Below are 25928 nucleotides of genomic sequence, written 5' to 3'. Positions count from 1 at the left end.
TCTGAACGCGAGCGGCGTCAGGCCGCCTGAAGGGCCGCGGCGACGCGCGCGAGCGAGGGCAGGCCCTTCACCGGGCCGATCGCGGCCAGTGTCGGGGCGCCGCGCAGCAGCGCACGGCCGGCCGCGCGCACATGCTCGACCTCGACCGCATCGACCTTGGCGATCAGCTCCTGCGGCGGGATCACCCGGCCCCAGGCGAGGAGCTGGCGGGCGTTGCGCTCGATGCGCCCGCCCGGCGTCTCCAGGGCGGTGAGCAGGGAGACCTTGAGCTGCGCCTTGGCCCGTGCGAGTTCGGCCGCGTCGAGCCGCTCCGCGGCCTCGCGGGTGGTGGCGATGGTGACATCGACGAGTTCGGCCAGATCCGCGCCCGAGGTGCCGGCGCCGATGCCGAACAGGCCACAATCGTTGAAGGGCCAGTGGAAGGCCTGGATGTCGTAGGCGAGCCCGCGGGTCTCGCGCACCTCGTGCCAGAGCCGCGAGGTCAGCCCGCCGCCGAGCACCTGAGAGAACAAGTGGAGCGCGTAATAGCCGTCGTCGCGGAAGGAGAGGCCGGGCAGGCCGAGGACGAGGTTGGCCTGTTCGAGCCGCTTCTGCATGCGCCGCTCGCCGCCGCCGTAGAGGCCGGGCACGACGGAGGGCGCCGCGACGGGCTTCAAGCCGCCGAAATGGCGCTCGGCCGCCTCGACGATCGCGGCATGCTCGACGGCCCCGGCGGCGGCGAGCACCATACGCTCGGGCACGTATTCGCGGGCGATATAGGCCTCGATCGCCGCGCGGTCGAAGCTCTGGATCGTCTCCGGGCGGCCCAGGATCGGCCGGCCGATCGGCTGATCGGGAAAGGCCGTCTCGATGAAGGCGTCGTAGACGACGTCGTCGGGCGTATCCTCGACCGCCGCATATTCCTGAAGGATCACACCCTTCTCGCGGGCGAGTTCGCCGGCGTCGAAGACCGAGCGGGTCAGGATGTCGCCGAGCACGTCGAGGGCCACGGCCGCATCCTCGCCGAGCACCCGCGCGGTGTAGCTCGTGCTCTCGGTGCTGGTCGCGGCGTTGATCTCACCGCCGACATTCTCGATGTCCTCGGCGATCGTCCGGGCCGAGCGCGTCGCCGTGCCCTTGAAGGCCATGTGCTCGATCAGGTGACTGAGCCCATGCTCGTCCGGCCGTTCGTGCCGCGAGCCCGCCCCGACCCAGACGCCGAGCGTGGCCGTGGCAACGCCGGGGATCGTCTCGGTGGCGACGGTCAGGCCGTTATCGAGCCGGCTGACGGTGAGGCCGGGCGAGGCGCCGAAGGTCGAGAAATGCTGGTTCATTCGATCTCAGTGCCTGTTCGGCCCAACTCACCACGGATTTCAGAGGTGGACAAACGGTCGGTCGATCCGGTCTCCCACCCTGATCCTCATCCTGAGGTCCGTAGCGAAGCGGAGCCTCGAAGGATGTTCCAGAGACCGCACAGGATCTGGAGGCCCCTTCGAGGCCGCTTCGCGGCACCTCAGGATGAGGAGGTCGGGTTGGATGTCACGCGTTCGGTCCGTCAGTTGCCCCGGGTGATGCGGGCGTGTTCCGTGATGTAGCGCTCGATCGCGGCCTGATCGTTGGCGAGGTTCGCCACCGTCTCGGGCCGGGTCATCAGTTCGGCGAGGTGGGGCGGCAGAACCGGGCGCCCGCCGCCGGTCGCCTGCGAGACCGCATCCGGGAATTTGGCGGGGTGCGCGGTCGCCAGCGCCACGACCGGGGTGGCCGGATCCCTCTCCAGCAGCCGGCGCCCGGCGCGCACGCCGATGGCGCTGTGCGGATCGAGCACGAGGCCGGTCCTGCGGTAGGTGCCCGCGATCTCGTCCACGACGTCGGGCTCGCGCACGGCGGTCGCGTCGAACTCGTCGCGCACGGTTCCCAGCACCTCGGGGCTCAGCGAGAACCCGCCCGACTGCTTCAGACCCGCCATCAGGCGGCCGAGCGCAGAGGCATCGCGGCCCAACGCCTCGAACAGCAGCCGCTCGAAATTCGACGAGATCTGGATGTCCATCGAGGGCGAGGTCGTCGGCTGCACGCCGCGGGGCTCGTAGGCCCCATGCTCCAGGGTGCGGGCCAGGATGTCGTTGGCGTTGGTGCCGATCATCAGCCGCTCGATCGGCAGGCCCATCCGCTTGGCGACCCAGCCGGCGAGGATGTCGCCGAAATTGCCGGTCGGCACCGCGAACGACACCTTTCGATGCGGGGCGCCCAAAGCCACGGCGCTCGTGAAGTAGTAGACGGTCTGCGCGGCGACGCGGGCCCAGTTGATCGAGTTGACGCCCGAGAGCTTCACCTTGTCGGCGAAGTCGCCGTGCTGGAACATCGCCTTCACGATGTTCTGGCAATCGTCGAAATTGCCGTCGATGGCCAGCGCGTGGACGTTCGGCGCGTTGACCGTGGTCATCTGCCGGCGCTGCACCTCCGAGACGCGGCCGTGCGGAAACAGGATGAACACGTCGACCTGATCGAGCCCCTTGAAGGCCTCGACCGCGGCACTGCCCGTATCGCCCGAGGTGGCGCCGACGATGGTGGCGCGGCCGCCCTTCTGGCGCAGCACGTAATCCATCAGCCGCCCGAGGAGCTGCATCGCCACGTCCTTGAACGCGAGCGTCGGCCCGTGAAACAGCTCCATCAGGAACAGGTTGTCGTCGATCTGGGTGAGCGGGCAGATCGCCGGATGGCGGAAGGTGGCGTAGGCCGCCTCGATCATGCCGTCGAGCGCGTCGTCCGGAATCTCGCCGTCGATGAGCGGGCGCAGCACCCGCTTGGCGACCTCGGCGTAGCGCATGCCGGCAAAGCCCGCGATCTCGTCGCGGCTGATCTGCGGCCAGCTCTCGGGCACATAGAGACCGCCGTCGCGGGCGAGGCCGGCGAGCAGCGCATCGGAAAAGCTCAAGGGCGCAGCGGCGCCGCGGGTCGAGACGTGCAGCAAAGATGCCTCCGGGAAGGCGCTCCCTCTACACGATCGATTCGGCCGTGTCGAAGCGGAGCCGGATCGGTTTCTCACATCTGCGGCGTCAAACCTTCTCGCCCGGAGCCTTCTTCAAGTGACAGCCGGTGATGCGCCACTGACCGTCGGCTTGACGCTGGAGCGTGTAGAGCGCGACCCAATCGATGCCGGCCTCGTCCTGAAGGCTCAGGCCCTGGGCCAACTCGTCCTCGCCCGTCGTCTCGGTCGCCTCGAAGCGGTAGCTGCGCGGGCGCAGGACCGGGGCGTAGCCCTTCGCGACCATGGCGATGAAGATTTCGGCCGAGGGAAACAGGTTGCGGACCTGCGGCGCGGCCTCGGCATAGGCCGCCGCGGCGTCGCTTCGGCGGAAGGCCTCGATCTGCCGCTCGATGGTGGCGCGGGCGGCATCGCGGGCCGCGTCGTCGGCCCGGACCGGGGCCGATGCCAGGAAAACCAACAGAAAAACGGCGACGGCACGCATCGGGAGCCCTCCGCATCTCTGATCGCGAGGCTTGCCGCGAGGGTCGTCCCCCGCGCAGGCTTACGATCGAGGCAACACGCGGTCCAACGCCGTCAACCGGCCTTCGGGTCCGCCGGATCGTACAGCCGTCTCCACGCGAAAACGGAAAAGACGCCGATCAGGCAGGCGGCGATGCCGAACCACGTGAAGGCGTATTGCAGGTGGTTGTTCGGCAGATCGACGCGGAGCTGTCCGCCGCGGGGCCAGCCGCCAGGATTCGGCGTCGCATCCGCCTCGATCAGGTAGGGGGCGACGTTCGTGAGCCCGCGGGCGGCGCTGATGCCGGAAATGTCGCGGGTGAACCACGCCTCACGCTTCGGATCGGATTCCGGCACGAACAGCGTGCGGGTCTCGCTCGCGCGCAGCATGCCGGTCACGCTCGCCGCGCCCGCGACCTGACCGGCCACGCGGTCCTCGGGGCGCTTCAGCTCGGTCGGCACGAAGCCGCGGTTGACCAGGATGGTCGTCCCGTCGTCGCGCTTGAGCGGCGTGATGACGTAGAAGCCCTGGAGCGCCCGGCCGGGCTCGCCCGGTGCCAGCCCGTGCACCAGGGTCTCCTTGTCGTGCAGGAAGGTGCCGCGCGCCTGCACCCGGCTGAACTCGTCGGCCTTCGCGTCCCATTCCTGGAAGGGGGGAGGGGCGGCCGGCGGCTCGGCATGCGAGCGCTCGACGATGCGGGCGATCAGCGCCTCCTTCTCACTCTTGCGGGCCAACTGCCACGTGCCGAGACCGAGCAGGATCGCGAGGCAGACCAGGGCCGCGAGGCCCGGCGCCCACAGGCTGCGCAGGCGGGCGCTTCGCTCGGTCGAGGACAGGGCGGCCACTAGCGGAAGCGCCCCTGCGCGGCCTTGTTGGCGAACTGGATTGCCGCGAGCAGCCCCTTCAGCGGACGCACCAGAGCCAAGCTCAGGCCGATGGCAAGGCTGCCTGCGACCAGGGCATGGACCCAGACCGGCGGCTCATAGGTGATCTCCATCCACAGAGCCATGCCGACGACGACGAAGCCGGTGATCGACATCACGAAGAAGGCCGGCCCGTCCGCCGAATCGAACGCGGAGAAATCCTGGCCGCAGACCTCGCAGGCCGGTTTGACGGCGAGGAAGCCCTTGAACAAGTGGCCCTCGCCGCAGGCGGGGCAGCGCCCGCGCAGGCCCGTCGCGATCGGGGAGGGGGGCGGATTCGTAGCGGTTCGGCTCAAGGGATGCTCCTCGCTGTCCGCCGGTATGGTGCAACGGACGGCACGCCGCACGTGAAAAAGGGCGGCTCGCGCCGCCCTTCAGGGTTGCCGCCCCAGCAGGGGGGCGGATGCTGTCGACTCGACCGGTTAGTGGGCCGCACCGCCGGCGCCCGCGCCCCAGACGTAGATGGCGGCGAACAGGAACAGCCACACCACGTCGACGAAGTGCCAGTACCAAGCGGCGAACTCGAAGCCGAGATGCTGCTTCGGGGTGAAGTCACCCTGGTAGGTGCGCAGCAGGCAGACGGCGAGGAAGATCGTGCCGATGATGACGTGGGCGCCGTGGAAGCCCGTCGCCATGAAGAAGGTCGCCGAGTAGATCGAGCCCGAGAAGCCGAAATGGGCATGGGCATACTCGTAGGCCTGACAGGCGGTGAACAGCACACCGAGGATGATGGTCAGCCACAGGCCGTACTTGAGGCCCTTGCGGTCGCCGTGCAGCAGGGCGTGGTGGGCCCAGGTCACGGTGGTGCCCGAGGTGAGCAGGATCAGGGTGTTGAGGAGCGGCAGGTGCCAGGGGTCGAAGGCTTCGATGCCCTTCGGCGGCCACATGCCGCCGGTGAACTCGACGCGCTGCGGCTGGATCGGGTCGGCCGTGTAGAGCGCGGCCTCGAAATAGGCCCAGAACCACGCCACGAAGAACATCACCTCGGAGGCGATGAACATGATCATGCCGTAGCGGTGATGGAGCTGGACGACGCGGGTGTGGTCGCCGGAATTCGCCTCGTGGGTGACGTCGCGCCACCACGACAGCATCGTGTAGAGCACGCCGAGCGTGCCGGCGCCGAACACGTAGGGTCCGATGGCGAGGCCGCCCGCGGAGAGACCCTTCATCCAGAAGACGGCGCCGAACGCCATCAGGAACCCGGAGAACGCGCCCAGCAGCGGCCACGGGCTCGGGTTGATGATGTGGTAATCGTGGTTCTTGGCGTGCGCCCCGGCCATCGCAATGGTTCTCCCTCAGCCCTTGCCCGTCACCGCCTGACGGCCGGGCCCTGTTGCCTTGGAGGTCCGGCGGGACCGGACCTCGGTTGAAAACCCTCTACTGCGGCGGTCGCGCCATTGTCACGCTTGGCCCGCCGCTTCGCCCTCAAAAGTTGCGCGTCGCGGCGGGTTTGGCCGCCTCGGCCACCGGCGCACCGTTCTTTGAAGGGTAGTAGGTGTAGGACAGCGTCATCTCCGAGAGATCGCCGATGTCCGGATCCTTGCGCAGGGCCGGATCGACGTAGAACACCAGCGGGAATTCCGCCGACTCGCCCGGCTGCAACGTGTGCTCGTCGAAGCAGAAGCACTGCACCTTGACGAAGTAGCTGCCCATCAGATCCGGCTGTACGTTGAACACGGCGATGCCGGCTGCAGGTGCCGAGCCGGTATTCGTCACCTTGAAGAACACGGTCGCGGTCTGGCCGGGCACGGCCTCGACCCGCGACTGCTCCGGCCGGAAGTGCCAGGACAGGTTCTTCGAGACGTTGGTGTCGAAGCGGACCGACACCGGAGCCAGAGCCTCGCCCGTCGGAGCGGTGGGCGCGGCGCCGACGAGCGGAGTGCCGTTGAAGCCGGTCGCCTTGCAGAACATGGAGTAGAGCGGCGCCGAGACGGCCGCGAGACCGCCCATGCCGAGCACCACGCCCGCACAGGCGAGCACGGTCCAGCGCGTGCCGCGCCCCGCCTGCTTCTGCCTCTCGCCCAAATTCGTCATCGGGTCACGCCTTCAGAGCGGCCGTTGCAGGATCTGCGGTCCGAGCTTGGCGATCGTCAGCACGAAGAACAGCAGCACCAGGGCGCCGAGCGTCAGGGCGATGGCGACCGAGCGCTTGCGGCGGGTCTTGGCCTCCTCCGGCGTCAGCGGACGAATCCCTTCGGGGAGATCGGACATGGCGGGCCTCACGCTGCGACCGCGCGGAACAATCCGAGTCCCTGCTCGGCGAGCAGCGCCGAGAAGAGCAGGAACAGGTAGAGGATCGAGAAGGCGAACAGCCCCATCGCCGCCTTGCGCTCGGGCTCGCCCTCACGCAGCCGGTAGACCTGCACCGCGCCCGCCAGCATGCCGAGCCCGCCGAGCACGCCGACGACGGCGTAGAGCCACCCGCCGAAGCCGAGCCAGACCGGCACGAGGGCCAGAGGCGCCAGCACCGCGGAGTACCACACGATCTGGCGGCGGGTGGAATCCGGGCCGGCGACGTTCGGCATCATCGGGATGCCGGCGCGGGCGTATTCGCCGCTCTTCACGAGCGCCAGCGCCCAGAAATGCGGCGGCGTCCAGATGAAGATGATCGCGAACAGGACCAGCGACTCGATGCCGACATGGCCGGTCACCGCCGCCTGGCCCACCACCGGGGGGAGGGCGCCGGCCGCGCCGCCGATGACGATGTTCTGCGCAGTCGCCCGCTTCAGCCACATCGAGTAGATCACGGCGTAGAACACGATGGTGAAGGCGAGCAGCCCGGCTGCGAGCCAGTTCGAGGCCAGCCCGAGGATCAGCACCGAGCCGACCGACAGGACGATACCGAAGGCCAGCGCCTCGTCGGGGCGGATGCGCCCGTCCGGAATCGGACGCTTGGCGGTGCGGGTCATCAGCGCGTCGATGTCGGCGTCCCACCACATGTTGAGGCAGCCCGAGGCGCCGGCGCCGACGGCGATCATCAGGAGCGAGATCGCCGCGATCACCGGGTTCACGGTGGCGTCCGAGACCACCATGCCGACGAGGGCGGTGAAGATGACGAGCACCATCACCCGCGGCTTGAGCAGGGCGAAGAAGTCGGAGACTTCGCCCCCCGCGGCGGGGGAGAACGACGTGGTGCCGGTGTCGGCACTCAGGCTGTTCGACAGGCTCGTCATGGAAACCGTGCTCTGACGCTTGTTCTGATGTTTTTTGAGGTTTTCGGATCGCGCCGTTGGCGGCGCCGCCCTTTGCGGGAGGCCTTACCGCACCGCGGGGGGCCTCCGGGAAAGAGCGAGGACCGCCGGGGCGGTCCTCGCGATCTTCAGTTTTCGTTCCGCCCTTAGTGGGCCGGCTCGTCGACGATCTTGGGGAGCGTCTCGAACTGGTGGAAGGGCGGGGGCGAGGAGAGGGTCCATTCCAGGGTGGTGGCACCCTCGCCCCACGGATTGTCCGCGGCACGGGTCTTGGAGCGGAAGGCCAGCACGATGCCGATCACAAACACGACCATGCTGAGGGCGAAGACGTGACCGCCCAGCGTCGCGACCTTATGCCAGCCGGCGAAGGCCTCCGGATAGTCGGCGTAGCGACGCGGCATGCCGGCCAGCCCCAGGAAGTGCATCGGGAAGAACAGGACGTTCGCGCCGATGAAGGCCAGCCAGAAGTGCAGCTTACCGGCCCATTCCGGGATGACGTGACCGGTCATCTTCGGGAACCAGTAGTAGATGCCGGCGAAGATGATGAACACGGCCCCGAGCGAGAGCACGTAGTGGAAGTGCGCCACGACGTAATAGGTGTCGTGCAGGTACTTATCGACCGAGGAGTTCGCGAGCACGACGCCGGTGACGCCGCCGACCGTGAACAGGAAGATGAAGCCCACCGCCCAGTGCATCGCCGCGGTGAAGCGGATCGAACCGCCCCACATCGTCGCGATCCAGGAGAAGATCTTCACGCCGGTCGGCACCGCGATCACCATGGTCGCGAAGACGAAGTAGGACTGCGTCTGGAGCGACAGGCCGACGGTGTACATGTGGTGGGCCCACACGACGAAGCCGACGACGCCGATGGCGACCATGGCGTAGGCCATGGCGAGATAGCCGAAGACCGGCTTCTTCGAGAAGGTGGCGATGATGTGCGAGACGATGCCGAAGGCCGGCAGGATCATCACGTACACCTCGGGGTGACCGAAGAACCAGAACAGGTGCTGGTAGAGCACCGGATCGCCGCCGCCGGCCGGATCGAAGAAGGTGGTGCCGAAGTTGCGGTCGGTGAGCAGCATCGTGATCGCGCCGGCGAGAACCGGGAGCGACAGGAGCAGCAGGAAGGCGGTGACGAGCTCGGCCCAGGCGAAGAGCGGCATCTTGTGCAGCGTCATGCCGGGGGCGCGCATGTTGAGGATGGTGGTGATGAAGTTGATCGCGCCGAGGATCGAGCCCGCACCGGCGAGGTGGAGCGAGAAGATCGCGAAATCGACCGCCGGACCGGGATGGCCGGCCGTGGAGGAGAGCGGCGGGTAGACGGTCCAGCCGGTGCCCGCGCCGCTGGCGCCGGGCGAGCCCTCGACGAACAGCGAGCAGAGGAGGCAGGCGAAGCCCGACACCGTCAGCCAGAACGAGACGTTGTTCATCCGCGGGAAGGCCATGTCCGGCGCGCCGATCATCAGCGGGACGAACCAGTTGCCGAAGCCGCCGATGAGGGCGGGCATCACCATGAAGAACACCATGATGAGGCCGTGGCCGGTGACGAACACGTTGTAGGTCGCCGGGTTGGAGAAGTACTGGAGCCCCGGCTCCTCCATCTCCATGCGGATGCCGAAGGACAGGAACGCGCCGATGATGCCCGCCATGAAGGCGAAGATCAGGTAGAGCGTGCCGATGTCCTTGTGGTTCGTCGAGAGGAACCAGCGGGAGAAGAAGGAGGGCTTATGGTCGTGGTGGGCGTCATGCCCGGCATGTGCTGTGGCGGTGGCCATCGATCCTTGCCTTAATCAGATGTCTGTCGCCTCTGGCGAAGGGAGATCCGGCCGGCGCGTGCCGGCCAGGAGAAGCGTCAGCGGGCGTCCGCGAGGCGCGCGCCGTTGTCGATCGCGGCGTACTTGGTCTTCGCCTCGGTCAGCCAGTCGGCGTAGGCCTGCTCGCTGACCACGCGCACGGTGATCGGCATGTAGGCGTGACGGGCGCCGCACAGCTCGGAGCACTGGCCGTGATAGGTGCCCTCGCGGTCGGCCTTGAACCACCACTGGTTCAGGCGTCCGGGGATCGCGTCGATCTTGCCGCCGAAGGAGGGGATCGCCCAGGAGTGGATGACGTCGTCGGAGGTGACCTGCACCTTCACGATCTTGCCGACCGGAATGACCATGTCGTTGTCGGTCGCCAGCAGCTTCGGCTGCTGCTCGTCGTCGAGGTTCGCGTCGAAGGTGAAGCCGCCCTTGTCGCCCTCGGCCGGGTAGACGTAGGACCAGTACCACGCGTGGCCGACCACCTTGACCACGATGTCGGCCTTCGGATCCGAGAGCTGCGTGCGCAGGGTGCGGAACGAGGGGATCGCCACCGCCACGAGGATCAGGACCGGGATGATGGTCCAGGCCACCTCGATCGCCGTGTTGTGCGTGGTGCGGGACGGCGTCGGATTCGTCTTCTCGTTGAACTTGAAGATGCAGTAGAGGATGAGAACGAGAACGAAGACCGAGATCGCGAATGCGATCCAGTGCAGTCCGTGCTCGAAGTTGAGGAGGTCAGCGGCCTCGGCCGTGACCGGTATCTGACGGCTCATCTGCCACGGCTCGGGCTGACCGATACCGGCCGCGAGAGCGGAGGAGGACGAACCGAGGAGAGCGCCGAACGCGGCCAGCCCCCACGATAACCGATGTTGCGCCTGCGTCGTCCGCATGTCCCCGCTTGGCTCCCCTGGTGCCTGTGGTTTGTTTGCCCTTGAATTTGCCGACCCGCGTCGCAAATCCGAGAACGGCCCGATCGTGTCGCGGGCCTTGCCGGTTCCGGCGTGACCGTATCGCTGCCGGATGGGCGGTTGCGACGTAGAACCATACTGATCAAAAAACCGCAACCACAACAGCGCCCCCAAGCGTCGCTTGGACGCGGTATCAGGGTTGCGCAGCGGGCAACTTGGCTGCCTCTGGGGATACGGATGCAGAACGTCGGCGGAAAATCTGAGCAAGACGCTGCGGACGACTTCGGCGCGGACGGCCCGGCGACGTCGGTCAAGGTCGGAACACTCGTCGTTGCCTATGACGCGCCCGAGGCAAGACCCGATTCCCGCGCCCTGGCCGTGGAGATGCCGGTCAACGTCGTCTACGGCACCGTGCCCTACGCCGTGATGATGCTGACGCCGGCCGATCTCGAGGATTTCGCCTACGGCTTCAGCCTGACCGAGGGCGTGATCGAGGCGCCCGACGAGATCCGCGGCGTCACCGTCGAGCCCAGCGAGGGCGGCCTGAGGCTGCTGGTCGATCTCGCGCCGGGACGGCTGCGCGAGCACCTCGCTCGCAAGCGGGCGATCAGCGGGCGCACCGGCTGCGGCGTCTGCGGGATCGAGGATCTCGCCGCCCTGCCGATTGCCCGGCCCCGCTCCGGCAAGGGCCCGCAGGTGACGCTGGCGGCGATCCAGGCGGCGCTGACCGCGCTATCGGACCGTCAGCGTCTCAACCGGGAGACGCGTGCGGTCCACGCGGCCGGATGGGCCGACCTCGACGGCTCGCTGCTGGCGGTGCGCGAGGATGTCGGCCGCCACAATGCTCTGGATAAGTGCATCGGCGCGCTGCTGCGCCGGGGCGTGCGGCCGGACGAGGGCTTTCTCGTCATCACCAGCCGCTGCTCGTTCGAGATGGCGGAGAAAGCCGCCAGCTTGGGCGCCTCGGTGCTGGTGGCGATCTCCGCCCCGACCTCGCTCGCGATCGAGCGGGCGCGCTGCCACGACATGACGCTCTGCGCCATCGCCCGCTCGGACACCCTGACCGTGTTCTCCGGACGCGAGCGGCTGGTCCTGGCCGGGGAGGGCGGCTGAGCCCGGCTTCCACGCGCCGCCGCCCCCGCTCAAGCATCGTCCTGGATACGTGATCCCGGACGATGCTTCAGGCTCTCGCTTTCGCATCATCTATTTTTTCCGAAAGCCGGCAACCACCCTTCGGGACGATGCGCTAGTCGGCGCCGCCAGCCTCGCCAGCGCCGCCGGGGACGACCGTCGCACCGCCGATCACCCGCACGTTCTTGCGCGGACCATCGGCCGGCGGATCCTGCCAGCCCTTGCCGGCGACCGGCTTCGACTCGGCGGTCTTCGTCGCGTCCTTGGCGGGCTCCGGCTTCGCGGCGTCAGTCTTCGTTTCAGCCTTGCCGGTTTCCTTGCCGGCTTCGGGCCGGGGCTCGCCCACCTTCGGCTCGACCGCCTTGGCTTCCTTCGGCTCCGCCTTGTCCCGCTCGGTTTTCGCTGCGGGCGTCATCGCCGGCGACGCGGGCGAACCCGACCGGAGCGAGGGCTCCGGAATCGTCGGGGCAATGCGTGCCTGGGACGGTAGCTTGGGTGTCGGGGCAGTCCGGGCCGCCGCGCGCCGAGGCTGCTCGGAGCGGGTCGCCGCGTCCGGATTGACGCCGAGCGGATTGGCGTCCGGCCGCGCTGCCGGGGGCACGCGCTCGGCCCGCACCGCGCTGCGCTCGCCGCCGAGCGGAGCACTGCGCAGACCGGGAACGGAGGGGATGTCGGCAGGCGGCATGATGCGCTCGGCCTCGCGGATCGGGCGGCGTGGGCGCATGTCGTCCTCGGTCCAGCCGTAGCCGGGGACCGCCGGACGGACCCGGTCGGAGGGATAGTAGACGCCTTCGAGCGGCTCGCGCCCGATCACGTCGCCCTCGCGGGCATCGACCAAGAGCCGTACGCGCTGGCCGCGCGGGCTCGTTGCCTCCACGCGGTAGTTCCGCCCGTCGTAGCGGGGACGTCCGATCTCGGAGAAGCCGCGATCCCGCAGCTCATCGACGACCTCGCGAGATGGCAACACGCCGTCATCCTCGAGGTAGGCCGCCCGCGGCGGCCCATAGATCTCACGGTAGAAGCCCTGGGCGGCGGCGCTCTGCAATCCGGCTCCGGACAGGAGCGCGGCAACGAGGCCGAACCCGAGGCCGCGACGCAGTGCCGCTCTCGTGAGTCCACCAGGGGTGTGACGGCTCGAAGCCATGGGGACCTCTCGAACCAAGCTGTGCAGAAGAGGGGGAAAGTCCCGGGAGCCCGCTGTTGATCGCGGGTCCCCCGGCGTCACGGCAGACGCATCCCCGCATTCCTTCCGTGCCGGCAAGGTTTTCTAAACGGTTGATTGGGGCGACATTGCGAACCGGCCCGGAACCTGCCAGTGCCATTGTGGTGATGCGGTGCGGCCCGGCACGCGTCCGCCCGCCCGATTCAAGCCGAGGGACGGGTGCCGAGAGGTGGGTGCGTTGCGCGTATCCAAGGCATGTTCAAAAGGCCGGCCGCGATGGTCGACGGCCCCTTGCTGGAACGAATGAAATCTGGCAACGTCCACCTATAGGACAGCAAGACTGTCCCATTTGTCGTGCTTGGCCGTCGGGCCAGCTTTGGGGATCCATCACGTGATCGACGTGACGTCCGTACGAGCTGAGAAACCGGTGACCGTCGAGGCGATCCGGGCGAGCGCTGGCTGAACAAGCCGGAGCTTCAGCCCGCGGGTTGGCGGGCAATTCCGGCAGGAAGAACCTGACCCCACCCGACTCGGTATAAAGAAGGCGGCAGCCCGGACACCGGCGGTGTCCGGGCACGAAACATGCTCGCATGCGGGCAGGGTCGGAGATGTGCGGACGATGCGTGAAATCCCGTCTGAGCTGTCGGTGCCGGTTGTGAACGGCGAGAATGCCGCGCCGTCGCGCGCCGGCGCCACGCCGATGATCCTGCGCGACCCGGCCCTTCCCGCGGCCGAAGGCGCCTACAACCCCGCTCACGAGCGCGACGCCTGCGGCGTCGGCTTCGTCGCGGACATGCACGACCGGCGCAGCCACGCCATCGTCCAGCAGGGTCTCAAGATCCTGGAGAACATCGACCACCGCGGCGCGGTCGGTGCCGACCCGACCATGGGCGACGGCTGCGGAATCCTCACCCAGATCCCGCACGGCTTCTTCTCGGAGGAATGCTCGCGCCTCGGCTTCGAGCTGCCGCCGGCCGGCCAGTACGCCATCGGCCAGTTCTTCCTGCCGAAGGCGGAGGATGCCCGCGCCAGCATCGAGGCGATCGTCGAGAAGACGCTGTCCGACGAGGGCCTGCCGCTGCTCGGTTGGCGCGATGTGCCCGTCGATTCGACCGATCTCGGCAAGGCCGTGAAGGAGACCGAGCCGCATCACCGGCAGGTCTTCATCGGCTGCCCGGCCAGCGTCTCCGATCAGGACGCCTTCGAGCGGCGCGTCTACATCGCCCGCAAGGTGATCTCGAACAAGGTCTATAGCCTCGAAGACGAGCGCGTGAAGGCGTTCTATCCCGTCTCCGTGTCGAGCCGGACCATCGTCTACAAGGGCATGGTGCTCGTGCACCAGCTCGGCCACTACTATCTCGACCTGAAGGATCCGCGCTTCGTCTCGGCGCTGGCGCTCGTCCACCAGCGCTTCGCCACCAACACCTTCCCGACCTGGCGCCTGTCGCACCCCTACCGGATGGTCGCGCATAACGGCGAGATCAACACGCTGCGCGGCAACGTGAACTGGATGGCCGCGCGCCAGGCCAGCGTCGATTCCGAGCTGTTCGGCAACGACATCTCGAAGCTCTGGCCGATCTCCTACGAGGGCCAGTCCGACACCGCCTGCTTCGACAACGCCCTCGAATTCCTCGTGGCCGGGGGCTACTCGCTGGCGCACGCGATGATGATGCTGATCCCGGAGGCCTGGGCCGGCAATCCGCTGATGAGCGAGGAGCGGCGCGCTTTCTACGAGTACCACGCCGCCCTGATGGAGCCGTGGGACGGCCCCGCGGCGGTCGCCTTCACCGACGGACGCCAGATCGGCGCGACCCTCGACCGCAACGGCCTGCGCCCCGCCCGCTACATCGTCACCGATGACGGCCTCGTCGTGCTCGCCTCCGAAATGGGCGTGCTGCCGATTCCCGACGAGAAGATCGTCCAGTCCTGGCGCCTGCAGCCGGGCCGGATGCTGCTGATCGATCTGGAGAAGGGCCGCATCGTCTCCGACGAGGAGATCAAGGGCGAGCTGGCCTCCGCACATCCCTATGCCGAGTGGGTCAAGAACACCCAGATCGTGCTGGAGGAGCTGCACCCGATCAGCCCGCGGGCCTCGCGCACGGACGTCTCGCTGCTCGATCGCCAGCAGGCCTTCGGCTACACCCAGGAAGACCTCAAGCTGCTCATGGCCCCCATGGCCGTGACCGGCCAGGAGGCGGTCGGCTCCATGGGCTCGGACACGCCGCTCTCGGCGCTCTCCGACAAGCCGAAGCTGCTCTACACCTACTTCAAGCAGAACTTCGCGCAGGTCACCAACCCACCGATCGACCCGATCCGCGAGGAGGCCGTGATGAGCCTCGTCTCGTTCATCGGCCCGCGCCCGAACCTGCTGGACATGGAGGGCGCCTCCCGCCGCAAGCGGCTCGAAGTGCGTCAGCCGATCCTGACCAACGGCGACCTCGAGAAGATCCGCTCGATTTCCCACTTCGAGGACCGCTTCGACACCCGCACGCTCGACATCACCTACGCGGCCGAGTCCGGCGCGGGGGCGATGGAGGGCGCGCTCGATCGCCTGTGCGACCGGGCCGAGGTCGCGGTGCGCGGCGGTTACAACATCATCATCCTGTCGGACCGCATGGTCGGGCCGGACCGTATCCCGATCCCGGCGTTGCTCGCGACCGCAGCCGTGCACAACTACCTAATCCGCAAGGGGCTTCGCACCTCGGTCGGCCTCGTGGTCGAGTCGGGCGAGCCGCGCGAGGTGCATCACTTCGCCTGCCTGGCCGGCTACGGCGCGGAGGCCATCAACCCCTATCTCGCCTTCGAGACGCTGATCGGGATGAAGGGCGAGTTCCCGCCGGACCTGACCGACGACGAGATCGTCTACCGCTACATCAAGTCGATCGATAAGGGCCTGCTCAAGGTGATGTCCAAGATGGGCATCTCGACCTACCAGTCCTATTGCGGCGCGCAGATCTTCGACGCCATCGGCCTGAACTCCGACTTCGTGGCCAAGGACTTCTTCGGCACGGCCACGACGGTCGAGGGTATTGGCATGGCCGAGGTCGCCCAGGAAACGGCCCTGCGCCACCAGGACGCCTTCGGCGACGCTCCGATCTACCGCAACGCGCTCGATGTCGGCGGCGAGTACGCCTATCGCCTGCGCGGCGAGACCCACACCTGGACGCCCGACACCGTGGCGACGCTGCAGCACGCGGTGCGTCTCGGCGCGGCCGAGCGCTACCGCGAATACGCCCGGCTGGTGAACGAGCAGGAGAACCACCTCAAGACCCTGCGCGGCCTGTTCCGGATCAAGACCGCCGCCGATCTCGGCCGCGAACCGGTCGACATCTCGGCGGTCGAGCCGGCCTCCGAGATCGTCAAGCGCTTCGCCACGGGCGCGATGTCCTACGGGTCGATCTCGAAGGAGGCGCACGAGACGCTGGCGATCGCGATGAACTCGTTCGGCGGCCGCTCCAACTCGGGTGAGGGCGGCGAGGAGCCGCGCCGGTTCATCACCGGGCCGGACGGGCGTTCGCGCCGCTCGGCGATCAAGCAGGTCGCCTCGGGCCGCTTTGGCGTCACCACCGAGTATCTCGTCAACGCCGACATGATGCAGATCAAGGTCTCGCAGGGCGCCAAGCCCGGCGAGGGCGGCCAGCTCCCCGGTCACAAGGTCGATGCCAAGATCGCCAAGGTCCGCTACGCGACCCCGGGCGTCGGCCTGATCTCGCCGCCGCCGCACCACGACATCTACTCGATCGAGGATCTGGCCCAGCTCATCTTCGACCTGAAGAACGTGAACCCGGCCGCCGACGTGTCGGTGAAGCTGGTCTCCGAGGTCGGCGTCGGCACGGTCGCGGCGGGCGTCGCCAAGGCGCGCGCGGACCACATCACGATCTCGGGCTTCGACGGCGGGACGGGTGCCGCCCCGCTCACCTCGATCAAGCATGCGGGCGGTCCCTGGGAAACGGGTCTGGCCGAGACGCAGCAGACGCTGGTGATGAACGGCCTGCGCGGCCGGGTCGCGCTCCAGGCCGATGGCGGCATCCGCACCGGCAAGGACGTGATGATCGCGGTGCTGCTCGGCGCCGACCAGATCGGCTTCTCGACGGCGCCGCTGATCGCGGCCGGCTGCATCATGATGCGCAAGTGCCACCTCAACACCTGCCCGGTGGGCGTCGCCACCCAGGACCCGGTGCTGCGCAAGCGCTTCAAGGGAACGCCGGAACACGTCATCAACTACTTCTTCTTCGTGGCCGAAGAGCTGCGAGAGCTGATGGCGGCAACGGGCTTCACCCGGCTGGAGGACCTGATCGGCCGCTCCGATCTCCTCGACAAGCGCGAGGCGATCGAGCACTGGAAGGCCCGCGGCCTCGACTTCTCGAAGCTGTTCCACCGGCCGAATGTCGGGCCGGAGGTGGCGATCCGTCACGTCGAGACGCAGCATCACCCGATCGACACGGTGCTCGACCGTCGCCTGATCGCGGGCGCCGAGACGGCCATCGAGACCGGCGAGCCGGTGACCCTCACCGACGTGATCCGCAACTCGGATCGTGCGGCGGGCGCCATGCTCTCCGGCGCGGTGGCCAAGCGCCACGGCCATGACGGGCTTCCCGACGACACCATCGTGGTGAAGCTCAACGGCACCGCCGGGCAGAGCTTCGGCGCGTGGCTCGCCGCGGGCGTCACTCTCGACCTGACCGGCCACGGCAACGACTATGTCGGCAAGGGCCTGTCGGGCGGCAAGCTGATCATCCGTCCGAGCGACGCGCTGAAGGCGCCCCCCGCCCGCACGATCATGGCCGGCAACACCGTGCTCTACGGGGCGATCGCGGGCGAGTGCTACATCCGCGGTGCGGCGGGCGAGCGCTTCGCCGTGCGCAATTCCGGCGCCATCACCGTGGTCGAAGGCATGGGCGACCATGGCTGCGAATACATGACCGGCGGCGTCGTGGTCTCCATCGGCGTGACGGGGCGCAACTTCGCGGCCGGCATGTCCGGCGGCATCGCCTACGTGCTCGACGAGGACGGCTCGTTCCGCGACCGCTGCAACCTGTCGATGGTCGATCTGGAGCCGGTGGAGGAGGAGGACGACCTCATGCGCCGCTTCCACCAGGACGGCGATCTGGAGACCAAGGGCCGGGTCGACATCCTCGCGGACATGTCGGGCCACGACGAGGAGCGCCTGTCGCAGCTCCTCACCAACCACATGAAGTATACGGGTTCGCCGAAGGCCAAGCAGATCCTCGACGAGTGGGCGGCCTTCCGCACCAAGTTCGTCAAGGTGATGCCGGTCGAGTACCGCCGGGCGCTGCGCGAGATGGAAATGGCGCGCATGCCGGTGGCGGCGGAGTAATCGAGCGTCATCAAGGCGGGCCATACCGGTCGGCGGCAGGAAGCCGCCGACCGGTTCACAGTGATGCCGGGCAGACGGCAAGGCCGCGTGGTCGAGAGATCCGCGCCTGCGAAGGACTGATCGATGGGCAAGGTCACCGGGTTTCTCGAATTCGACCGGCAGGAGCAGAAGTATCAGCTCGCCGCCGACCGCGTGCGGCACTTCCGTGAATTCACGCTGCCGCTCGACGAGCACGACCTGTCCAAACAGGCCGCGCGCTGCATGGATTGCGGCATCCCGTTCTGCCACGGGCCGACCGGCTGTCCGGTCCACAACCAGATCCCGGACTGGAACGACCTCGTCTACCAGTCGGACTGGGAGGAGGCCGCGCGCAACCTCCACTCCACCAACAACTTCCCCGAGTTCACCGGCCGCATCTGCCCCGCGCCCTGCGAGGAGGCCTGCACGCTGAACCTTGAGAACCAGCCGGTCGCGATCAAGACGATCGAGCAGGCGATCGCGGACCGCGCCTGGAACATGGGCTGGGTGAAGCCCGAGCCCTCGGCGAACCGCACCGGCAAGCGCGTGGCGGTGATCGGCTCCGGACCGGCCGGCATGGCGGCGGCCCAGCAGCTCGCCCGGGTCGGGCACGACGTGCACGTCTACGAGCGCGAGCCCAAGGCCGGCGGCCTGCTGCGCTACGGCATCCCCGACTTCAAGATGGAGAAGCGCCACATCGACCGGCGTGTGAAGCAGATGGAAGCCGAGGGCGTCGTCTTCCATTACAAGTCCAACATCGGGGTCAACGTGCCCCTGGAGGACCTGACGAGCCAGTTCGACGCCGTGCTGTTCTGCGGCGGCGCCGAGGATCCGCGCAACCCGCAGCTTCCGGGCCAGGAACTCGACGGCGTGCACTACGCCATGCCCTTCCTGGTGCAGTCGAACCGCCGGGTCGGCGCCGAGCCGATGCCGGGCAACGGCGAATTGCCGATCCTGGCCGCCGGCAAGAACGTCGTGGTCATCGGCGGCGGCGACACGGCCTCCGACTGCGTCGGCACCTCGTTCCGCCAGGGGGCGCTCTCGGTCACCCAGCTCGACATCCGCCCCCGCCCGCCCGAGCGCGAGGACAAGCTGACGGTGTGGCCCTATTGGCCGACCAAGATGCGCACCTCGTCGAGCCAGGCGGAGGGCGCGGAGCGCGAGTTCCAGGCCGCGACCCTGCGGCTGGAGGGCAACCGCAAGGGCCAGCTCACCGGCGTGGTCTGCGCGCGCGTCGATGAGAAGCGTCAGCCGATCGAGGGCAGCGAGTTCGTGCTGCCGGCCGACCTCGTCTTCATGGCGATCGGCTTCGCCGGATCGGTGCAGAAGGGTCTGGTCTCGGAATCGGGCGTGGCCGTGGACAAGCGCGGCAACGTCGCTGCCAACGATCAGGACTACCTGACCTCGAACCCGAAGATCTACGTCGCGGGCGACATGCGCCGGGGCCAGTCCCTGGTGGTCTGGGCGATCCGGGAGGGCCGTCAGGCCGCCCGCTCGATCGACGAGGCGTTGATGGGCGCGACCGTTCTGCCGCTCTGAACCGCATCTCGCATCTCAGCCGATCACGGGGGCATCGCCGGGAGGCGGTGCCCCTTTTTCCATCGCCGGCGCTCGATCGACGCGAGTACTCCGGCTTGCCGTCATCCTTGCCGTCGTCGCAGGCAATGCTATGACGAAGCCGGGTCTGCAGATCACCCAGGCGTCACCGCCCCGAAAGGGGAGCTAAACCTGCAACCTCCACACTGGGCATGACATCATTCCCGTGCCGCGTCGCAAGCCGGTGACCCTCGACCTCCGATCCGGAGAACGGCACTCGGAGAATGACCGTGCCGAGAGAGCTGATCCCCTACGCGATCGATGACGTGTCGGCCGTGGATGGCCGCGATTATCGCCGCATCGAGCGGGCGCCGACGCCCGAAGCGGCGGCGCTGATCCGGTTGCTTCGCGAGCGGGCACGCGGCAGGGTCGGATCGCAGGGTCAGGGTGCGGCGGAGACCAGTTCGTAGCCTGCGCCGGCCCGCTCGATCCGGCCCCGGGTTGCGAGGTGCATGCCCGTCACGGCCAGCCCCTCGCTGGCAGCCCGGTCGAAGATCCGGCGGCGGGTGGCGATCGCCTCCGCCGGATCGGCATCCCAGATCACGGTCCAATCCGGATGCGGCACCTGCAGCAGGCGGGAGTGGAGGATGTCGCCCCAGATCAGCAGCCGCTCTGGTCCATCTTCGATCAGCACGCCCGCATGCCCGGGGGTGTGCCCCGGCAGGGGCAGGAACGAGACGCCGGGGGCGAGTTCGGCCCCGCCGGAGACGCGGCGCACCCGGCCGGCATAGGCGGCCAGCACGGCCTGCGCGGTGTCGAAGAACAGCCCCATCGCCGAGGGCGCGCGGGAACGCGCACCGGCATCCGACCAGTAGGCGGCCTCGCGCTCCTGAAGCACCAGTTCGGCATTGGCGAAGCGGGCGCGGCCATCGCCCGTGAGCAGGCCGCCCGCATGGTCGGCGTGGAGGTGGGTCAGCCACACGGTCTCGATCTGTTCGGGCCGCACCCCCTCCGCGGCGAGAGCCGCCGTCACCCGGTCGAAGCCCGGTCCGAACACCGTTCCGCAGCCGGCATCGAGCAACCCGTGCCGTGCGCCGCGCCGGATCAGGAAGGCGTTGACCGGTTCGAGCGAGGGGCCGCTCGGTGGCAAGCCGGCTTGGGCGAGCAGGGCGCGTCCGGCCTCGCTGTCGGCGCCGGGAATCATACTCGGCTCAAGCGGGAAGAGGCCGTCGCGCAGCGGCGTGACGGTGAAGGCGCCGACGCGATCGGCGGGTGCGGGGGGTGCCGCCCGTGCTTCGGGAAACCGAAGGATCGGCAGGCAGGCGCCCGCGGCGAGGACGGATCGACGAGTCGGCAAAGGCGGCATTCCGGATGAGGGGGACGACGATCGGAAGCTTGCGCCGGCTCGTCACGCTCGCCCAGGGAACGGCTCCCGCTTCCGCGCGGGCATTTTTCCCGACAGCCATCCGTCCCTCTTGCGTCGCGGACGGCGGCCGGTGCCATCTTGGGCGACGCTCCCCTGCACGGTCGCCCCGATGAGCCTGCCCGCGCATCTCGCCCTGCGCCTTCTGATCGTGACCCTCCTCTGTCTGGCGGGCGCCGTCGCCTGGACACTGTGGGAGGCGCGCAGCGCCCTGCGCGGCGAGGCGGCCGTGTCGGCGGAACGGATCGCCGCCGCGCTTGCCCGGCAACCGGGGCTCGGCAGCGTCGGGCCGGCGGCGCTGCCGGTGGGCGAACCCGGGGCCGAGCCAACCATCCTGATGCTGCTGCCGGGGATCTGCGCCGAGATCCGCCTCGGCAGCGAGATGCCACGGCGGCTCTGCGGCGATTGGGATGGGCTCGGCACGGTCCCCGCCTGGCTCGCGGCCGTCCTGTCGTCGGCCAGAGCTCTCGGCGATCCGGTCGTCCGAGAGATCGTTTATCGCGGACGCCGTCTCGGCAGCGTCTCGACCTGGCCCGATTCCGGCGCGGCTGCGGGGCGCGCGTGGCGGCAGGTGCGGTTCGCGAGCGGCCTCGCCCTCTCGCTCGCCGGAGCCACGGCGATCCTCGTCTGGCTCGCCGCCGCCGGCCTCGTCGCGCCCGCAGGACGGATCGTGCGCCACCTGGACGGCTTCGATGCCGGCGCATCCCGTCCGCCCCTGCCGCGCTTCAAGGCGGCGGAGTTCGACCGGATCGCCACGGCCTTCGATGCGCTCGCCGGGCGACTGGCCCGAACCGAAAGCGAGCGGACCGCGCTGATGCAGCGGCTGGTGCAAGTGCAGGAAGAGGAGCGCCAGAGCCTCGCCCGCGACCTGCACGACGCGTTCGGCCAATGCCTTGCCGCCGCCGGGGCCCTCGCCGCCGCGATCGAGGCCGGCGCGCCGACGGACCGCGCGGATCTGCGCGCCGATGCGCGCGGCATCGAGGCGGTCGTCGCCTCCATGCGCGAGAGCCTGCGCGGCGCCCTGGCGCGGCTCGAACTCCCCGACTTTGCCGGGATCGGCTTGGGCGACGGCATCCGCGGCCTCGTCTCGGACTGGCGGGCGCGGCTACGGACCGGGCCGAGCCTGCACCTCGATGTCGAGGGCGATTGGTCGGGCCTGTCCGACGAGGCATCGGCGAGCCTCTATCGGATCACCCAGGAACTGCTGACCAACGCCCTGCGGCACGGACGACCGAGCCACGTCTTCCTGCGGCTGCAGCGCACCGGCATCGGGGACGGGACCGTCACGCTGACCGTGGACGATAACGGCGGGGGCGACGCTGCCCGCGCAGCCGGCGCGTCCGGCCGCGGACTTCCCGGGATCCGCGCCCGGCTTGCCGCCCTCGGCGGCCAACTCTCGCTCACCGGGAACGGCAGCGGCATCCGCGCCCGCGTCACCGTTCCGGTTCACGGGTGAGGCGGATGATGACGGACATCCTCCTCGTCGATGACCATCCCGTCGTGCGTGAGGGCTATCGGCGGCTGTTCGAACGGCAGCCGGGTTTCACGGTCGTGGCCGAAGCCGCGACCGCAGCGGAGGCCTACCGCCTCTACAAGGCGCGGACGCCGGACCTCGTGATCCTCGACCTGTCGCTGCCGGGGCCGAGCGGTATCGAGGCGATCCGGCACATCCGGCAATGGGACGGCGCGGCCCGCATCCTCGTCTTCAGCATGCGCACCGGCGCCGCCATCGCGCGCCAAGCCTTCGCAGCGGGGGCCAGTGGCTATGTCAGCAAGGCGAGCGCCCCCCGCGAGCTGCTGGAAGCCGCCGCGGGCGTCCTGCGCGGCGAGCGGGCCATGAGCGCCGACATCGCCCTGGCGATCGCGCAGGACGAGGTGGCCGGCGGGCGCAGCAGCCTCGACGAGCTCAGCCCGCGCGAGGTCGAGATCCTCGGCATGACGGCAGCGGGCGCAACGGCGCAGACCATCGCCGAAGCGCTGTGCCTCAGCCTCAAGACGGTCCAGAACAATCTGTCGCTGATCCGGGCCAAACTCGGCGCCCGCACGGACGCCCATCTGGTCTGGATCGCCGTCGGCGCCGGGCTCGTCGCCGCTCCGCACGGCCCACCCGCCGTGGAGACCTGATCGACCTCTTCGGGCGGTTGAGGAGCCCTATCCCGGTGGCCAGCGGAAATCGTCCGCCCGGCCCGGCTGGGACAGGGGGGCGGCGCCGCGCTGCAGGCTGCGCTCGCGGGTGCCTGTGGCATCCCCCTCCTGCGGACGTGCGGTGAGGAGCGTCCCGCCCGGCGAGACCTCGGTGCGGCCGAGCGGCACCACCGGCCCTGCCGCGGGCTTGACCGGCAGGCTCGGGATACCCGGCGGCTCGGGCAGGCTCGGCAGCATCGCCGTGATCTTGCGATCGATCGCCGCCGTGTCGTCGACGCCCAATCCGGCACCGCCCTCGCCGGGCGTGGCGGCGATCGCGGCGGCGGGCTGCTCGGAGGGCGGGCCGCTCTTCTCCCCCATCAGGCGCTTGAGCTCCACATCGGCGAAATGGGCGACCTTGCGCGAGCCGGCGGCGGTGAAGTGGATTCCGTCCGAGGTGCGCAGCCGCGCCTCCTGGCCGTCCACATCGGGCCCCGCGGCGGTGAAGCGGTTGCGGTCGTCGACGAAGCCCTGCCAGACTTCGGCATAGGATTGTCCGGCCCGCTGCACCCGCTCGCGCACGAGATCGTTGATCGCGGCGAAGTCGCGGCTCAGGCTCTCGCTGCGGACCGGCGGCAGGCCGACCCAGATCAGCGGCACCTTGTGCTCGGCAAACACCTTCGCGACCTCGTCGACCCGCGCGGCGTAGATCTCGCGCCACTTGTCGGACAGGGCCTCGACGTTCTGGTCGCCCTCGCGGATCGCCTGCCGGTCGTTCAGGCCGACCATCATCAGGGCGTAGGAGACTTTGGGCGTGGTCTTGAGGAAATCCTCGGCGGTCTTGGCCCAATCGACCAGATCCTTGCGCACGAGGCCGCTATCGGCCTTCGAGCGGTCGAGCACGGCGACCTCGGCATTGTCCGAGAACGCGTCATCGACGCCCTTGGCGAGGTAGCTCGCGAGCGAGTCGCCGAACACGGCGATCTGCGTCGTCGGCGCCGCCTTCGGCACCTTGGCCTTGGGCTGCGCCACCGCGGGGGCCGGGCTCGGCCGGCGGCGGCGGGCGGCATGCTCCTCGTCCGAACGGCCCGCCGTGGCAGGGGCCGTGGCAGGGGCCGCGGCGGGCGCACGCGGGCGCGACGGCCGGGCATAGCCGGGCGCGGGCTGGGGCGGCGGGGTCGGCTGGGCGCGCGGCTGGTCCTCCCACGGCCAGTAGAACTGGCGCGGCGCCTCCTGCGGCGGCGCGGCCCGGCGGGCGGGGGCCCGGCCATAGCCGTACTCGTCGGCATAGGCGCCGCGGGCCCGGCGGCGCGGTGGCGGCGCGGCGTAGGGATCGGCCGCGGGTGCGTCGTAGCTGTCGCCCCATTGCGCCGCGGCCGGCTGCGGCAGGGCGGACCACGCCGCCGTGAGCCAGAGGGCCGCGAGGAGGAAGAGGCCGAGGATCGCAGGGGTACGCGGGAACGCGGTGCGATCGGTCGGGCGGCGTTGCATGCGCGAAGCCTCGATCGAAGGGGAGGGGCCGGAGCGGGTCCGACCTCACATCCGGTCAGGATAGCGCCTTGAGGGGCGCGCGTCTAAGAGTGCCTCACAAACGACCGATCACCCATCGGCCCCCTCTGGGCCCGGCGGCGGCGCAGGAGCTTTCTGAAAGACACTATGGCCGTCCCTCCAAGCGCTCCAGAAGCGCGGGCCGGGCATAGCCGTCGGCGGGCAGGCCCTCGCGGATCTGGTACTGCCGCACCGCCTCGCGCAGCTTCGGGCCGGCGCGTCCATCCTGTTCGCCGGCATAAAGCCCCTGGGCGGCGAGCCCCGCCTGGAGACGCTTGAGGCCAGGCCCGTCGAGGCGGGCGGCGCCGTTGGGCCAGGGCACGGCGAGCGCCGGGCCGCCGGCCAGCCGGTCGGCGAGGTGGCCGACCGCCAGCGCGTAGGAATCGCTGGTGTTGTAGCCGCGGATCACCTCGAAATTGTCGGTGATGAGGAAGACCGGGCTCCCGAGGCCGCCCGGCAGGAACAGGCTGGCCTCGCCGCCCGTCGGCAGGGGTTTTCCGTCGGTGCGGCGCACCCCGCGGGCGGCGAAGTCGGCGAGCGGGCCACGGTAGCGGGTCAGGTCGAAATCCTTCGGCAGGCTGACCTCGTAACCCCAGGACAGGCCGGGCTTCCAGCCGAGCGATTGCAGGTAATGCGCGATCGAGGCCAGCGCATCGGCCTCGGAGCGCCAGATGTCGCGCCGCCCGTCGCCGTCGAAATCGACCGCCTCCCGCAAATAGACCGAGGGCAGGAACTGCACCTGTCCCATGGCGCCGGCCCAGGAGCCGACCATCCGCGCCGGCTCGATGTCGCCATTCTCGAGGATCTGGAGGGCGGCCAGCAGCTCGTCGCGAAACAGGGTTCCGCGGTGGCGGGCGTAAGCCAGACTTGCCAGCGCCCGGATCGTCGGCAGGGAGCCGGCGCTGGCTCCGAAATCCGACTCGACCCCCCAGAAGGCCAGCACGACCGAGCGCGGCACGCCGGTCTTCGCCTCGATGGCGGCGAGGGTGGCGGCAAGCCGCTTGCCCTGCGCCTGCCCCCTGGCGATGCGGGCGCCCGAGACCGCCCCGACGAGGTAGTCCCAGACCGGCCGGCTGAACTCGCTCTGGCGGCGGGTGCGAGCGACCACATCCGGATCCGGCCCTTGCACGCCGGCAAACGCCGCGTCGAAGGTCTTCGGCGAGATGCCGCGGGCCGTGGCGTCGGGGCGCAGGGATGCGACGAAGCCGGAGAAGTCCCCATCCTGCGCCCGGGTCGGCCCCGCCAGCAGCGCGAGCGCGAGAATGAGGGTGGCGCGGCGTGCTCTCACCGCCGGTTCCGCTTCGCCAGGGTGTCCTCCCAGGCGAGCGCCTGAGCGACGATGGCGTCGAGGTCGTCGTGC

Annotated in this window: 21 protein-coding genes; 6 read left to right on the top strand and 15 right to left on the bottom strand. The window is 69.4% G+C overall.

The window, feature by feature from the left end; all coding sequences use genetic code 11:
• Positions 1 to 17: 17 nt before the first annotated feature.
• The 11 genes from E4V01_RS06485 to coxB all read right to left on the bottom strand — a co-directional run bounded on the left by E4V01_RS06485 (position 18) and on the right by coxB (position 10270).
• Positions 18 to 1313 (bottom strand): pitrilysin family protein, encoded by a 1296-nt coding sequence (locus tag E4V01_RS06485; RefSeq protein ID WP_135297783.1) that lies wholly within the window; start codon positions 1311 to 1313, stop codon positions 18 to 20.
• Between the two features lie 221 nt (positions 1314 to 1534).
• Positions 1535 to 2947, bottom strand: coding sequence for a threonine synthase (gene thrC, locus E4V01_RS06480; protein ID WP_135297782.1), 1413 nt, complete (start codon positions 2945 to 2947; stop codon positions 1535 to 1537).
• A gap of 85 nt (positions 2948 to 3032) precedes the next feature.
• A complete protein-coding gene (locus tag E4V01_RS06475) occupies positions 3033 to 3446 on the bottom strand; it encodes a DUF4864 domain-containing protein (RefSeq protein WP_060770621.1) in 414 nt (137 codons plus the stop codon).
• Between the two features lie 92 nt (positions 3447 to 3538).
• On the bottom strand, positions 3539 to 4309 hold the full coding sequence (locus E4V01_RS06470) for an SURF1 family protein (RefSeq protein ID WP_135297781.1): 771 nt from the start codon (positions 4307 to 4309) through the stop codon (positions 3539 to 3541).
• Entirely contained in the window at positions 4309 to 4683 is a 375-nt protein-coding gene (locus tag E4V01_RS06465; RefSeq protein WP_060770623.1) for a DUF983 domain-containing protein, read from the bottom strand. Before E4V01_RS06465 ends, E4V01_RS06470 begins: the two co-directional genes overlap by 1 nt.
• A gap of 126 nt (positions 4684 to 4809) precedes the next feature.
• Positions 4810 to 5667, bottom strand: a complete 858-nt coding sequence (locus E4V01_RS06460) for a cytochrome c oxidase subunit 3 (protein WP_004446930.1) — start codon at positions 5665 to 5667, stop codon at positions 4810 to 4812.
• Positions 5668 to 5812: 145 nt separating this feature from the next.
• Positions 5813 to 6421 (bottom strand): cytochrome c oxidase assembly protein, encoded by a 609-nt coding sequence (locus E4V01_RS06455; protein WP_060770624.1) that lies wholly within the window; start codon positions 6419 to 6421, stop codon positions 5813 to 5815.
• 12 nt (positions 6422 to 6433) lie between these two features.
• Positions 6434 to 6598, bottom strand: coding sequence for a hypothetical protein (locus E4V01_RS25580; protein WP_056202830.1), 165 nt, complete (start codon positions 6596 to 6598; stop codon positions 6434 to 6436).
• An 8-nt stretch (positions 6599 to 6606) separates the two neighbouring features.
• Positions 6607 to 7560, bottom strand: coding sequence for a heme o synthase (locus tag E4V01_RS06450; RefSeq protein ID WP_135297780.1), 954 nt, complete (start codon positions 7558 to 7560; stop codon positions 6607 to 6609).
• A 164-nt stretch (positions 7561 to 7724) separates the two neighbouring features.
• A complete protein-coding gene (gene ctaD, locus E4V01_RS06445; RefSeq protein ID WP_060770626.1) occupies positions 7725 to 9353 on the bottom strand; it encodes a cytochrome c oxidase subunit I in 1629 nt (542 codons plus the stop codon).
• A 77-nt stretch (positions 9354 to 9430) separates the two neighbouring features.
• Entirely contained in the window at positions 9431 to 10270 is an 840-nt protein-coding gene (gene coxB / locus E4V01_RS06440; RefSeq protein WP_060770627.1) for a cytochrome c oxidase subunit II, read from the bottom strand.
• A 255-nt stretch (positions 10271 to 10525) separates the two neighbouring features.
• On the opposite strand from coxB, the gene fdhD reads away from it, so the two are divergent.
• The gene (gene fdhD, locus E4V01_RS06435; protein WP_135297779.1) at positions 10526 to 11401 is read left to right on the top strand and encodes a formate dehydrogenase accessory sulfurtransferase FdhD; all 876 of its coding nucleotides are present in this window, start codon (positions 10526 to 10528) and stop codon (positions 11399 to 11401) included.
• A gap of 133 nt (positions 11402 to 11534) precedes the next feature.
• On the opposite strand, the gene E4V01_RS06430 is transcribed toward fdhD, so the two are convergent.
• Complete coding sequence (locus E4V01_RS06430; protein ID WP_135297778.1) at positions 11535 to 12563, bottom strand: hypothetical protein; 1029 nt, start codon at positions 12561 to 12563, stop codon at positions 11535 to 11537.
• A gap of 637 nt (positions 12564 to 13200) precedes the next feature.
• On the opposite strand from E4V01_RS06430, the gene gltB reads away from it, so the two are divergent.
• The 3 genes from gltB (at position 13201) to E4V01_RS06415 (ending at position 19943) form a co-directional block, all read left to right on the top strand.
• Positions 13201 to 17919 carry a glutamate synthase large subunit gene (gene gltB / locus E4V01_RS06425; protein WP_135297777.1) on the top strand — a complete coding sequence of 1573 codons (4719 nt, stop codon included), beginning with the start codon at positions 13201 to 13203 and terminating at the stop codon, positions 17917 to 17919.
• 123 nt (positions 17920 to 18042) lie between these two features.
• The gene (locus E4V01_RS06420) at positions 18043 to 19476 is read left to right on the top strand and encodes a glutamate synthase subunit beta (protein ID WP_060770631.1); all 1434 of its coding nucleotides are present in this window, start codon (positions 18043 to 18045) and stop codon (positions 19474 to 19476) included.
• A gap of 281 nt (positions 19477 to 19757) precedes the next feature.
• Complete coding sequence (locus tag E4V01_RS06415; RefSeq protein ID WP_153227040.1) at positions 19758 to 19943, top strand: hypothetical protein; 186 nt, start codon at positions 19758 to 19760, stop codon at positions 19941 to 19943.
• Here E4V01_RS06415 and E4V01_RS06410 read toward each other — a convergent pair.
• Positions 19916 to 20839: an MBL fold metallo-hydrolase gene (locus E4V01_RS06410; protein WP_135297775.1), complete on the bottom strand. Its 924-nt coding sequence runs from the start codon at positions 20837 to 20839 to the stop codon at positions 19916 to 19918. The two genes, E4V01_RS06415 and E4V01_RS06410, sit on opposite strands and share 28 nt — an antisense overlap.
• A 169-nt stretch (positions 20840 to 21008) precedes the next feature.
• On the opposite strand from E4V01_RS06410, the gene E4V01_RS06405 reads away from it, so the two are divergent.
• Together E4V01_RS06405 and E4V01_RS06400 are read left to right on the top strand one after the other, a co-directional pair.
• Complete coding sequence (locus tag E4V01_RS06405; RefSeq protein ID WP_135297774.1) at positions 21009 to 22352, top strand: sensor histidine kinase; 1344 nt, start codon at positions 21009 to 21011, stop codon at positions 22350 to 22352.
• Positions 22353 to 22357: 5 nt separating this feature from the next.
• Entirely contained in the window at positions 22358 to 23020 is a 663-nt protein-coding gene (locus tag E4V01_RS06400) for a response regulator transcription factor (protein ID WP_135297773.1), read from the top strand.
• A gap of 27 nt (positions 23021 to 23047) precedes the next feature.
• On the opposite strand, the gene E4V01_RS06395 is transcribed toward E4V01_RS06400, so the two are convergent.
• The gene (locus E4V01_RS06395; RefSeq protein ID WP_135297772.1) at positions 23048 to 24511 is read right to left on the bottom strand and encodes an SGNH family hydrolase; all 1464 of its coding nucleotides are present in this window, start codon (positions 24509 to 24511) and stop codon (positions 23048 to 23050) included.
• A 163-nt stretch (positions 24512 to 24674) separates the two neighbouring features.
• Complete coding sequence (locus E4V01_RS06390) at positions 24675 to 25856, bottom strand: lytic murein transglycosylase (RefSeq protein ID WP_135297771.1); 1182 nt, start codon at positions 25854 to 25856, stop codon at positions 24675 to 24677.
• Positions 25857 to 25928: the final 72 nt, after the last annotated feature.

The sequence above is a fragment of the Methylorubrum sp. Q1 genome, from assembly GCF_004683995.1.
Taxonomy (GTDB): Bacteria; Pseudomonadota; Alphaproteobacteria; order Rhizobiales; family Beijerinckiaceae; genus Methylobacterium.
This window is presented reverse-complemented; position numbering and strand designations above follow the sequence as displayed.